Below are 12494 nucleotides of genomic sequence, written 5' to 3' on the forward strand. Positions count from 1 at the left end.
GGATCTATTCTAAGCGAGGGAATCGGGGCGGGGATTATTCGCTGTCGATTTCGGGAAACCAGTCTTCATCGAGGGCTTGATCGAGAGTGATCGGAATCTCGATCGGCAGATCGAACAATTCAGACATAGATTTTCGCGCGTCTTCGAGACATTCGGGATAATTTTCCCGTAAATACGGCTTTAAACTCGGAGATTTTCGCAAGGATTTAAGAATTTGCCGGCGAAAATTCACGATTTCAGAGCGCCATTTTCGAGCGTTGTACTCCCGTTCCGCCTCCCAATAAGCGAGCTTAAGAAAATGCTCTAACAGACGGGTGGTGAGACTTTCGATCGCTTGTTTCTGGCTTATTCCCAAATCCGTCACCTCTTCGATCAGATTTTCCCAATCTATCGCCTCGTAATCGCGCGATCGAAGTCGATCGAGCGTCTCCTCGACCCATCGATAATAATCGGTATCGTATAGCGTTCCTTTCGGGGTGATAGTAGTCATTGGCGCGACTCCAGTACAAACTCCATCCCTTACACGATAATCGATTCGCCGTTCGTTAGAATCGAGATCCTAAGAAAGATTGAATCGTGACCGTCTTGACGTATGATACAGATTAAAACCATTCCCCTATCGAGCATTCGCCGTCCCCTGCCCCGGCAAACCGATCCCGAAAAAGTGGCGGCCCTGATGGAATCGATCGCCGCCGAGGGATTGCGAGAACCGATCGACGTTCTGGAAGTGGACGGACAATACTACGGTTTTTCCGGGTGTCATCGCTTCGAGGCGCACCAGCGTCTCGGCAAGGAAACGATCGTGTGTCGCGTGCGTCGCGCCCCGAAAGCCGTGTTAGCTAAACACCTCGCCTAACAAACGTCCTATGAATCCCTCGCCCTACGAATCCCCGCGACAACAGTTACAACAGTTGATGGAACGGGTAAACTGTACGAGTTTGCAGGAATTAAGTCAATTATCGGGGCTATCCTCCTGGCAGTTACAACGGGTGCGCCACGGACTGATCGCCAAATTACCGACCGCGGATGTCGCGAAACTGGCCAACGCGCTACAACTGCCCGCCGGCGAGTTATTACGTCATTTCGGGATCGATACCGTTCCCGTCGAGGATCGTTCCGAAGAAATCGCCGCTTTACAGAGAGAGTGCGAGAATCTACGGGAAAAACTCGATCGACAGAAGGAAGAGTTAGTCAGAGACTTTCAAAGTGCCAGTATCGAGGCGATCGAGTCCTGGTTGGTACAGTGGCCGACCGCGGAAGCGGTGGCGCGAAAAAATACCGAACTCAGCGCGGTTAAAATTCTTCCCCTCGTCAAACCCCTCTGGAATTTACTCCAACGCTGGGGGGTGGAACCGATTCACTCGGTCGGCGAACACGTCCCTTACGATCCCCGCGCCCACCAATTGATCGACGGAACCGCCGAACCGGAAACCACCGTCCTCGTCCGCTATGTCGGCTACCGTCACGGGGAAAAACTGCTGTATCGGGCGAAAGTTAGTCTGGTTAAAGTCGAGATTCCCGAAACCGCTCCCGAGGAACGCGTGGCGGTTTCCAGCGAACTTTAATCGATCGCTCTCTCTCGGGTCGATAATCTTTTCGATCGCTTATGTTCGTACATTAATTTATCGGCTTCCTCTAGTAACTTTTCTAGGGAAATTTCTTTCTCGATCTCGCACCGTTTGACACCGATACTGAAGGAAAGTCGGTACAGTTCATCGCGTTCTCGGTTAAAGCGATCGAGATTCGTCTGCAATCGCGAGCGGAATTCCCCTTCACTCTCGGAATTACAAGAAAGCAACACGACGAATTCATCCCCTCCCAACCGGGAAACGATATCGGAATCGCGGAAAGTTCTTTTCAGTAATCCAGCCGCTTCCATAATCATTTTATCCCCGACCTCGTGGCCGAAAGAGTCGTTAATCTGCTTCAAACCATCGAGATCGATAAACAGAAGATACAAGAAAACCCGCGCGTGTTGGGCGAGTTTCAATTGTTGATTCGCCAAAAAAAAGAAACCCCTTCGGTTGTATAAACCGGTAAGTTCATCCTGGAGAGATAATTTTCGGATTTCCGTTTCCGCTTTAATACGCTCTTGAATTTCCTTTTCTAAACGTTGATTCTGTACCAATAGTTGTTGGTTTTGGTGTTGGATCAAAAGTTGATTTTTCACGCGCATTAACACCTCGAGTTCTTGAAAGGGTTTGGTAATATAATCCTGTCCCCCCAATTCAAAGGCGCGAACTTTATCGGTCGTTCGATCGAGCGCGCTAATAAAAATAATCGGGATGTGAGCGGTGATCTCCGAGGCTTTCAACCGCTGACAAACCTCGTAACCGTTCATATCCGGCATCGTGATGTCGAGTAAAATCAGATCGGGCGGATCTCGACGGGCGGCCTGTAGTGCCATCCGGCCGTTGAGGGATTTCCGGATCGTGTACCCGCGCGATTCCAGCATTTTGGTTAACAATCTCAGATTGTCCGGGGTATCGTCCACGATCAGGATATTAATTTCGGAAGGGGCTTTCAGGGGGGTGAGCATGATTGTCGTCTCGCGGGGCTGTGAGAGTGGCGATCGTCTCCAGGCGAAAATTATCGACCAGAGAAATGAGGGAATCGCGGAGAAATCGGGCTTCGGGGGGGATTCGTTCGATGAGACGGTAGATCGCGCGATCGTCGAGATCGAGCGCGGCCTCGTGGAGTCGATCGAGCCATTCCGGCGGCATGATCTGCAAATCTTGATCGGATAGCGTTTCCCGTTGTCGGGAGGGAATTTCCCCCTCGGGAGCGGACGTGTCGGCGGTCTCGTACCGAACGTTTAAAAAGCGGGCGATTCTCTCGAATAATACCGTCTCGCTAAACGGTTTGGCGATATAGTCATCACAACCCGCGTCGAAACCGATCGCGCGATCCCGATCGAAAGCGCGCGCGGTGAGGGCGATAATGCGCGTTCTCGGTCTTTCCGGGTCGCTCGCTCCCTCTTCGGCGCGGATCTGGCGGATCGCCTCGTAGCCGTCGATTCCCGGCATTTGAATATCCATGAAAATCAGATCCGGTCGCCATTCGCGCCATCGCTCGATCGCCGCGGCCCCGTTTTCCGCGTCGCGCACCTCGAACCCGACCGAACTTAACACTTTAACCAGCAAATGACGATTTTCCACCGTGTCTTCCACCACGAGAATCCGGTAAACCGGTTGATCCGGCTGTAGACGGATGACCTGTCGATCGTTCTCCGGCTCGATATCGAGCGCCTCCGGCAGGGAGAGAACGATCTCGCAGGTAAAGATCGAGCCGCGGCCTAACTCGCTCTCGACCGCGATATCCCCCCCCATCAGACGGGCGAACTGTCGGCTGATCGATAATCCCAGACCGGTTCCCTGACTCCGGCGGCCCCGTTCCGTCTGCCCGAAAGTCTCGAAAATCACCTCGCGCTCGTCCGGCTCGATGCCGCACCCGGTATCCGCGACTTCCAAACGCAGGCCGATCGACGTACAGCCACGGCGCGACGGCGCGATCGGCGGATTTTCCGAACCGTTCGCGATATCCGGCGAACAGCCCCCGCACGCGGGGAAACCGCCCTCTCGCTCGTGAAAAACACTGACTTTCAGAACGATCTGACCGTTATCGGTGAATTTAATGGCGTTACTCAACAGATTAATCAAGATCTGGCGTAATTTCGGTTCATCACCACAAGCGTGAACGGGAATCTCCCCCGATAGCTCGATTTTCAACTCGATGCCCTTTTCCCTGGCTTTCAGGATGAACATTTCCTGTAGGGAGTAGAGCAATCGGTGCAGGTTAAAACAGCTTTCGGTGAGGAATAATTGACCGGCCTCGATCCTCGACATTTCCAACACGTCGTTAATCAGGCTTAACAAGTGTTCGCCACTGCGACTGATAATGCCGGAATACTCCTGAAACTCCGGGGTAATGTGGGGGCTACGGTTCATTAATTGGGAAAATCCCAGGATCGCGTTCAGGGGAGTGCGTAATTCGTGGCTCATTTTGGCGAGAAATTCCGTTTTCGCTCGATTGGCGATCGCCGCGCGTTCGGCCGCCTGTTGTAGCGCGACGCTGGAAAACTCCAGGGCCGCTAACAGCAAGGTATCCCGCGTTCGTTCGGCCGCCTCTAATTCCGCTCTCTGCCAGGGGTCGGAAGTTTCCCGGACGGTTTCTTGCCAGAGATCGAAGGAGGCGCGGGGGCAAAGTCTCGGCCGGCCGAACGCGTCGAACTCGATCGCCTCCCGCGGACTGCCCGCCCAGTGTACCGTTCGCGCGCGTTCGGGACGGAACCAGAGAATCCGGTAGGATCTCTCCTGACCGTGACCGGGCCCGAGCGAGATCGCCAGCAGACCGGAGGCTCGATCTTTAAAGTTTCCGGCCGGGGGATAGAGCGAGGTCAGCGCGTCCGTGGCGAAAACCCGTTCCCCGGAGCGTCGCGCCAACCAGTCCACCAGCGCTCGGATCTCCGTTTCGGAGGGGGTTTGACCGATCGGCGAGAGGTGATCGTCGAGAACGATCGCCGCCCCCGTCGCGTGAACGAGATCGAGCAATCCGGCGGTATTTCGGGATAAAGCCCGTTCGATCGCCCCCGGTTCCTCTAATAAGGCGTTTTGCAGTTCCTCGCGCAGGGATTCCGCCCGTTCCCGATAGGCGATCGATTCCCGCTCCTGACGGTGTACCAGTTCGAGAGAGGCGAGTTGTCCCAGAAATTGACAGGCCCCGCGGATCTCGTGGCTCAAGCGTTTCGGACGGTAATGATGGCAGGCGATCAACCCCCATAACCGGCGATCGTCGAGCAGGGAGATCGTCATCGAGCCGGACACCCCCATATTCTGTAAATATTCGATATGGCAGGGAGAAACCCCCCGTAGGATAGACGCGCTCAGATCGAGGGGCGGCTCGTCTTCGGAGAGGGACAGTAAGCGGGCGGGAATGTAATGAATATCGGGAATCAGCCGCGTCCAGTTCCGACAGAATAAGCGACGGGCCGGCTCGGGAATATCGATCGCCGGGAAATGTAGCCCCAGATAACTCGACGGGTGATCGTTCTTTTCTTCCGCGATCACCACCCCGCTCCGATCGGCCTCGAAACGGTAGATCATCACCCGATCGAACCCGGTAAGCCGTTTCATCTCCCTCGCGAGGGTTCGCGCCAGATCGTCGAGATCGATCGCCTCGCGGATACGGGTGCCGGCGGTTTGCAGATCGGTATACAACTCCGTTAACCGCGAGTTTTCTAGATTCTGGTGCGGTTCCAACTCCAGAATCACCCCGTCTTCGGTTCGGTGAAGCGTTCCCCTCCATCGATCGCCCCCTCGCGTTCCCGGTAAACGCCGCGGGGTTAGCTCGATCGGTTCGCTCGGGGTAAAATCCTCTCGCGTCAGATAGCGGGCGATCTCTCGCGCTCGCGCGGGGGAGAACCAATCCCGCAGAGGTTGACCGAGCAAATCTGTCGGGCTGAATCCGAGCGTTTCTTTCACGTTCTCGCTCACCCGCGCGATCTCCAGGTTTTGCCCGCGTAGGTATAACAACACGCCGAACGGTTGAATATAGCCCGGAGCGTAGATCGACTCGTCGCTATAGGACTCTAAATCGGTTAACGAGGAAAAGGGGAATTCAACGGGAGTATCTGCACTGGATAACGACATAGCGGGGTGTCGGGTGTCGGGTGTCGGGTGTCGGGTGTCGGGAGGTGAGGGGATGGGGGAAATGAGGGAGATGGGGAATGGTTTCGGAAAAAGACGACTTTTAATCGATTTATCTTTCCCCTTCGCCCTTTCCCGCCTCCTGACTCCTAAGTGGACAGGAGATCGAGGATTCGTTCAAACTGAAATTGAGTGGCGAGGTCGGCTAGGTGAGCGGCTAACTCGGGATACTCCGGGGAGACGCGATCGACGAGTTGAAGAATCGAGGTATCATTGCCACACGCCGCCGAGTTTTCTAATTCTTCTAGCCATTCTATCGGTAAATTCTGGAGAGTTTGCCTCAATTCCGCGGGGGATTTTTTCTCGGCCAGAGCGGGAATCGATCGCTCCCCACCCGTTCCTACTAGCCGGTATTCCAATCCGAGATATTCCTTCATTTTACGGAATAAGATTTCTTCTTGAAAGGGTTTGCTGATGTAATCGTTACAACCCGCGGCGAGAGATCGCTCGCGATCGTCCTCGGACGCTTGCGCGGTGAGGGCGATAATAATCGTCGTTTCGTCCGATTCTAGGGCGCGAATCCGTTCCGTCGCGGCGTACCCGTCGAGGAGGGGCATACGGATATCCATCCAGATCAAATGCGGTCGCCATTCCCGCCAGATTTCCACGGCTTCTATCCCGTTTTCCGCCTCGCGAATTTCTAGCCCCGGTTCGCTCAGAAATCGTCTCAGGAGTAATCGGTTGTCCGAGCGATCGTCCACGATCAGGAGACGACGGATCGGTTGTCCCGGAACGATCTCGATCGCCCGAGGCCCGATCGAACCCGACACGGAAACGAGTTCGAGCGCCCGGCGGACGGGCAGGGTAACGACAAACGTACTACCCTCGCCGGGGACACTGCGCGCGGAAATCTCCCCTCCCATCAGGTGGAGAATTTTCCGGCTGATCGTCAGTCCTAACCCGGTTCCCCCGATCGAACGCTCCTCCGATCTCGCCTGGATGAACGCGTCGAAGATCGCTTCCAGTTCCGCCGGCGCGATGCCGATTCCCGTGTCGGCGATCTCGAACTGTAGGGTGAGTTCGTTATCGTCCGGGGAAACGGGACTATCCACCGGGGTCACGCGTAGGTTAATTCCCCCGCGTTCGGTAAATTTGATGGCGTTGCCGAGTAGATTGAGGAGGACTTGATGGAGTCGTTGGCGATCGCTGACGATCCATCGGGGAACCGCGGGCGAGATCTCGATCGAGAGGCGGAGATCTTTCGAGTGAACCCATTCCGATAACAGGGAGCGCAGGTTATCGATCGAACCGAGCAGATCGAACGCTCGTTCCTCGATCGTGTAGCGTCCCGCCTCGATTTTCGAGAGATCGAGGATATCGTTAATCAACCCCAGCAAATGATCGCCACTGCGTTGAACGATCTCTACGTGTTCTCGATGTTCCGCGGGAAGTCCGGGATCGTTAGCCATCACCCGCGCGAAACCGAGAATAATATTCAGGGGGGTGCGGAGTTCGTGGCTCATATTGGCGAGAAAGGCGCTTTTGGCGGCGTTGGCCGCTTCCGCCGAGCGCATCGCCCGCCGCGCTTCCCGTTCCGCGCTCTGACGTTCCCCCAGTTCGATTTGCACCCGCCTATACAGTTCGGATTGCTGGATGGCGATCGCCAATCGATCGGTGATCTGTTGCAGTAACTCGATCTCCCACGCTTGCCAGGCGCGGGGTCGGCTATTTTGATAGATCGCCAACAATCCCCAGAGGACGTTTCCCGAGAAAATCGGCGCGACCGCGTAGGCTCTCGCCTGAAACCGCTCTAGAAGTTCGAGATGGCAGGAATGCAAGCCCATCGAGTAAATATCGTCGATCGCGTAGGTTTCCCGGTCGCGAAAACGTCCCCCCCCGGTCTCTTGTAAATAGGTATCCTCCCAGGTGTCCGCGAGGCCGACGAGGGGTGTCCAATCGGGGCCGACGGATTCGAGCAGAAAATCGCCGCTCCAATCCGGGTGGAAGCGATACACCACCGCTCGATCGACTTCTAACGTTTGCCGGACCGCGGTGACGGTCGTGGTCAGGATTTCCTCGAAATCGAGGGACTGACGGATCGCCCCGGCGATCGAGAGAAGCGCGCTTTCCTGACGCACCCGTTGTTGTAAAGCTTCCTCGGCTTGTTTCCGGGCGGTGATATCCTGATGGACGACGACGAAAACCTCCCCGTGATCCGGGTGATTAAATCGGGCGGCCGTCGCGTGACACCAGAGAATCGAACCGTCCTTGCGGACATTCCGCGTCTCGAAACTGGATTCCCCGGTCGCTAACAACGTGAGAATCGCTCGATCGATATCTTCCGCGCTCGGGGTGTCCGTCGGGTGATCGATCGTCGAAATATGCCGGCCGAGCAGTTCCCCGGCCGCGTAGCCGAACATCCGATCGAATTTCGGATTGGTATAAACGAGGATCTGATCGTCGGCCCGGAACAAACAGATCCCCTCGGCCATATTGCGGGTGATGATCGCCTGAAGTTCTAACTGTTGTTCCGTCTGTTTGTGATCGGTAATGTCCTGTAAGACCCCGTACCAGGCGAACTCTCCATTTTCCCGCCGCTCCGGACGGGAACTGGCCTCGATCCATTTCACCTTTCCGGAGGGGGTGACGATCCGCCATTGGTGATGGAACAGTCGATCGAGTTCGGCACTGCGCGCGACCGCTTCTAGATAGGTATCCCGATCGTCCGGATGGATGAAACGGAGGGACGGGCCGTTCAGTCCGACCTCGATCGGGACCTCGAAAATATCCTCGAAAGCCGGACTGAGGTAGGTGTAGTGAACCGTACCGTCCGGATCTCTAACCGCGGTATAAATCAGCGAGGGGGAAGCGGACACGATCTGTTGGAAACGGGACTCACTGCGCTGGAGTGCCTGTGCCATCCGGTAGCGATCGCTGATATCCCGAACGATCGTCGAGATGCCGATAATCGTCCCCGAGCGATCCCGGACGGGAGAGATCCCCACCGATACCTGAATTCTCGCGCCGTCTTTCCTCTGCCGCACCGTTTGATAGTGTTCGATCGATTCCCCCCGGCCGATTTTCCGCAAGATCTCGGTTTCCTCGTCGCGATCGTCGTCGGGAAACAGGAGCGCGATCGATCGCCCGAGGATTTCTCCCGATCGATAGCCGAAAATCCTCTCCGCTCCCGCGTTCCAACTGGTCACGATGCCGTCTAACGTTTTGCCGATGATCGCGTCCTCGGAAGATTCGACGATCGCCGCCAATCGCGCGATCGCCGTCTCGGAGCGTTGTCGCTCGGTAATATCGAGGGCGATCGCCCCGATCCACACCCGTCCGGTCGCGTCGGGAATCGGGAACTGATAAACGGCGAATTCCCCGATACTGCCATCGGTTCGCCGGATCTCGCGGATCTTTTCCGCCGATCGCTGTCGCTCGACCGCGGGGGGATACGATTTTCGCTCGGACTCCGCCACTCGATCGGGAGTGGCCGGCGCGAGGGTTCGCGAGTAGGTTCGGTTGGCGTACACCACGTTCCCGCTCGTATCGGTAATCCACGCGGCCATCGGGCTATTGTTCATAAACGCGTGAAAACGGGCCTCGCTTTGAGAGAGTCGGGCGATCGATTTTTCCAGGGCGAGAATCAAGTCTTCCTGCCGTTGTTCCGCTTGTTTCCGTTCGGTAATGTCGGTATGGGAACCGCTCATCCGGATCGGCTCTCCCGACTCGTCCCACACCGCCTGACCCCGATCGAGAATCCATTTATAGGTACCGTCCTTACAGCGAACCCGATGTTCGGAGAGATAGAAAGGCGTTTTTCGAGCGAGATGATCCTCTACAGCCCGCGTGACCGCCTCTCGATCGTCCGGATGTAACAGGGCGAGCCTTTCTTCCGCGGAAATGCCGTGTTCGTCGCCCGCGTACCCGAGCATTTCCAGACATCGGGACGAGTAAGCGATCGCGTCATTTCGGATATTCCAGTCCCAAATCCCGTCTTTATTGCCCTGTAAAGCTAACTGCCAACGTTCCTCCTTCTCCCGCAAAAATAATTCGAGTTGACCGCGTAAAGCTATCTCGTCCTGCAATTGTCGGTTACTTTCCCGTAACTGTCGCGAACGCTCTCTCGCCCGTTGTCCCAGTCCCGAAGAGAGCGCGAGCGTCCATACACAGAGCGTTCCCCCCCAGAAAATCAACACGGGAACGACCGCGCGCGAGCGGGAAACGAGTCCGGGGGACGGGAAAACCCGCGCGCTCCAACCGGCCCCGTAAGCCTCGATCGAGATCGTTCTCGTGAACCGGGAGGATTCCGGGGGACTTTCCCCGTAGATCGGTCGGGAGCGATCGAGAATCTGTACCCGATAGCCCTCCGGCAAACCGCCGATATTGGCGAATAGGCGATCGAATCGAAAGATCCCGACAATCCAACCGTCGAAGCGCGACGTACCGCCCCGATCGCCCGTGAATAAAGGCACGCTCACCACAAAACCCCGTCCCCCGCTCGCCAGGGAAACACTATCGCTCAGAACGGTTCCGTGAAGGGCGCGGGCCTTTCTCGCCGCGATCCGGCGCTCGTTTTTCCCGTCGGGGGGGAGGGTTTCGTTAGCGGACGGGGGAACGATCCACCGGGGGACAAAAGAGGGATCGACCCACTCGATCGCCTCGTAGTCCGGAAAATCGCGGAGATAATTGTTCGCGTCGCTTTCCCAGAGTTGTCGATCGGTTCCCCCTCGCACCGTCCAGCGATCGGCCATGCGTTCGAGCGCGGCGACGTGGGCGGTTAATTCGCGACTCAGTTCCCCCTCGATCGCCCGTGCCTGTTGTTCGACCAATTCTTCTAGCAGGAGATTCTCGCGCTCTAGCGCCTGTTGCCATAGGAACAGGACGGCGATCGTTCCGAAGGCTCCCAGGAGTACCGATAGACGGTAACGGGAGACAAAACGCGCGCCGCGGGAAATCCATCGATGGCTCAACGCTCTATCCACGGAAAACTCCGATCCGCACTCGATTATTGAAAAAAAAGATAGCGATCGATTCTCTTATTTAAACCTTATCATTAAAAATCTAGATTTAATTACTTTTCTCGAAGAAACCAGCCGTTTTTATCGATATTCCCCCGGTTCCCCGGTTCGAGTTCCCCCCGTTTGTCCCGCGGCGGAATTCAGAATTTCTCGTCGAGAAAGGAGTTAGGAGTCACCGAGTCACCGAGCCACCGAGCCACCGAGTCAGGAGTAGGGAATAACTCGCTCGAAACTCTCGATTTTTCCAGAAAAAATCGATTTATTTTCCGCTCCCCACTCCGAGCGGGGAAATCCAGCCCCTACCGCCCCATTTTCTCGTTTCCCGACACCTGCCTAGTGCCGATCGCCTAGTGTCTAGGGCCTCCCGCCTCCCGCCTTCTTCGACGGTTGCCATTGTCAATCATCCGGGGTAACTTGTATATAAAAATTAATATATCGAGCGACCCGAGAGCGATGTTAAGAATTATCACCGACTTTGACGGCCCGATCGTGGATGTATCGGAACGTTATTACCGAGTCTACCAATACTGTCTAGAAAAAACCCGGTATCCCGGTCAGATCACCTGTCTTCTCTCCAAGGAGGAATTCTGGCAGTTAAAACGACAGCAGGTTTCCGAGAAACGCATCGGCGAAATGTCGGGACTCGATGAGGATCAGGCGCGTAAATTCGCCGCTCTCCGCCGTCAGACCGTTCACACCCTGCCCTATCTGGTTCACGATCGACCGGTCGCGGGAGCGATCGAAACCCTGGAACTGATCCAGAAAAAATTGCGGTTCGATCTGGTGGTCATGACCATGCGGCGCGTCGTGGAACTGGATCACGCGCTCAACCGTTACGATCTCGGGCGTTTTTTCCCGAGCGATCGCCGTTACTGTCTGAGTAATTCTTACGTCAAAACCACCGATGTCAAGGATAAACCCCTACTAATGGCCCGCGCGCTCAAGGAACTCCCCCCCGCGGCCCAAACCTGGATGGTGGGGGATACCGAGGCCGATATCGCCGCCGCCAAAAGCCAAAATATAAAGGTTATCGGCGTGTTATCGGGAATTCGCGATCGCTCGCGGCTGGAGATCTACGAACCCGATTACATCGTCAATAACCTCGCGTCAGCGGTGGATCTGATCGCGGGATCGATCCGGGCGATCGGTTAGCGGAGAAAGGCGCTGACGATCCAGAAAACGAAAAAGGTCACGAGCGCGGTAATCTGGTGGCCTTTCCAGAAACCGAGGTAACTTCCCCCGAATAGAGCCGCCAATCCCGCGCCGAGAGCTACCCCGACAATTAATCCCCCGAAGGTTAAGAGAAGAGAGCGTCCGAACCGTCGTTCCTTGCGATTTACGAAGTAGAGATTGGTAAAGACCCCGAAAGCTAAGAGTAACGAGGACAGATTCCCGATCGGATCGGTCGCGAACACGGTTATTCCCCCGAGAGCGGTGTAAATGAGGCCGGGTAGCCAGATATCTTTCGCCGAGGGGGTATCGATCGACCGTTGGAGCCAATTCGGAGATTTCAGCGGGGAAATCGGCGGACTCTCGATGACCGGGGGAGCCAGACGCTCGGGAAATCGAATGCGATCGGGAACTTTAATTTTGCCCTCCTGCCGCATTCTCAGCCGATCCATGATCACCGCGTCGTAAGCGGCCTCGATCGACTCCAAGATCTTGCCGTCGTTTGAATATTGTTGTATTAATCGTTGTTTCGCTTCTTGAATCTCTTCAAAAGACGCTTCTTCTGTAACCCCAAGTTGTTCGTAGGGATTCTGGTCGCTCATAGAACCTACCTCCTTGGCTATGCTCCCGATGTATCTTTGTGATTGACCCTTCCCAGTAG

At 55.8% G+C, this 12494-nt stretch carries 8 protein-coding genes; 3 read left to right on the forward strand and 5 right to left on the reverse strand.

Features of this window, described 5'->3' with window-relative positions:
* Nucleotides 1-34: 34 nt before the first annotated feature.
* A complete protein-coding gene (locus tag V0288_RS10350; protein WP_332865010.1) occupies nucleotides 35-490 on the reverse strand; it encodes a DUF29 domain-containing protein in 456 nt (151 codons plus the stop codon).
* Nucleotides 491-592: 102 nt separating this feature from the next.
* Here V0288_RS10350 and V0288_RS10355 point away from each other — a divergent pair, with 102 nt between their 5' ends.
* Together V0288_RS10355 and grpE are read left to right on the forward strand one after the other, a co-directional pair.
* A complete protein-coding gene (locus tag V0288_RS10355; protein ID WP_332865011.1) occupies nucleotides 593-856 on the forward strand; it encodes a sulfiredoxin in 264 nt (87 codons plus the stop codon).
* Nucleotides 857-866: 10 nt separating this feature from the next.
* Nucleotides 867-1565 carry a nucleotide exchange factor GrpE gene (grpE, locus tag V0288_RS10360; RefSeq protein WP_332865012.1) on the forward strand — a complete coding sequence of 233 codons (699 nt, stop codon included), beginning with the start codon at nucleotides 867-869 and terminating at the stop codon, nucleotides 1563-1565.
* Here grpE and V0288_RS10365 read toward each other — a convergent pair.
* The 3 genes from V0288_RS10365 to V0288_RS10375 form a co-directional block, all read right to left on the reverse strand.
* Nucleotides 1562-2539 (reverse strand): diguanylate cyclase, encoded by a 978-nt coding sequence (locus tag V0288_RS10365; RefSeq protein ID WP_332865013.1) that lies wholly within the window; start codon nucleotides 2537-2539, stop codon nucleotides 1562-1564. The genes grpE and V0288_RS10365 overlap by 4 nt on opposite strands.
* The gene (locus V0288_RS10370) at nucleotides 2505-5648 is read right to left on the reverse strand and encodes a response regulator (RefSeq protein WP_332865014.1); all 3144 of its coding nucleotides are present in this window, start codon (nucleotides 5646-5648) and stop codon (nucleotides 2505-2507) included. The genes V0288_RS10365 and V0288_RS10370 overlap by 35 nt, the downstream gene beginning before the upstream one ends.
* A gap of 146 nt (nucleotides 5649-5794) precedes the next feature.
* Nucleotides 5795-10627, reverse strand: a complete 4833-nt coding sequence (locus V0288_RS10375) for a PAS domain S-box protein (protein WP_332865015.1) — start codon at nucleotides 10625-10627, stop codon at nucleotides 5795-5797.
* Nucleotides 10628-11116: 489 nt separating this feature from the next.
* Here V0288_RS10375 and V0288_RS10380 point away from each other — a divergent pair, with 489 nt between their 5' ends.
* Nucleotides 11117-11815 (forward strand): HAD family hydrolase, encoded by a 699-nt coding sequence (locus V0288_RS10380; RefSeq protein WP_332865016.1) that lies wholly within the window; start codon nucleotides 11117-11119, stop codon nucleotides 11813-11815.
* On the opposite strand, the gene V0288_RS10385 is transcribed toward V0288_RS10380, so the two are convergent.
* A complete protein-coding gene (locus V0288_RS10385) occupies nucleotides 11812-12435 on the reverse strand; it encodes a CPP1-like family protein (RefSeq protein ID WP_332865017.1) in 624 nt (207 codons plus the stop codon). The genes V0288_RS10380 and V0288_RS10385 overlap by 4 nt on opposite strands.
* Between the last annotated feature and the right edge of the window lie 59 nt (nucleotides 12436-12494).

The sequence above is a fragment of the Pannus brasiliensis CCIBt3594 genome, from assembly GCF_036688125.1.
GTDB lineage: Bacteria > Cyanobacteriota > Cyanobacteriia > Cyanobacteriales > Microcystaceae > Pannus > Pannus brasiliensis.

Excerpts from the sequence above, each read along its gene's own strand:
- V0288_RS10385 (WP_332865017.1), bottom strand. The coding sequence starts at position 12,435 with ATGAGCGACCAGAATCCCTACGAACAACTTGGGGTTACAGAAGAAGCG.
- V0288_RS10365 (WP_332865013.1), bottom strand. The coding sequence starts at position 2,539 with ATGCTCACCCCCCTGAAAGCCCCTTCCGAAATTAATATCCTGATCGTG.
- V0288_RS10350 (WP_332865010.1), bottom strand. The coding sequence starts at position 490 with ATGACTACTATCACCCCGAAAGGAACGCTATACGATACCGATTATTAT.
- V0288_RS10380 (WP_332865016.1), top strand. The coding sequence starts at position 11,117 with ATGTTAAGAATTATCACCGACTTTGACGGCCCGATCGTGGATGTATCG.
- V0288_RS10355 (WP_332865011.1), top strand. The coding sequence starts at position 593 with ATGATACAGATTAAAACCATTCCCCTATCGAGCATTCGCCGTCCCCTG.
- grpE (WP_332865012.1), top strand. The coding sequence starts at position 867 with ATGAATCCCTCGCCCTACGAATCCCCGCGACAACAGTTACAACAGTTG.
- V0288_RS10370 (WP_332865014.1), bottom strand. The coding sequence starts at position 5,648 with ATGTCGTTATCCAGTGCAGATACTCCCGTTGAATTCCCCTTTTCCTCG.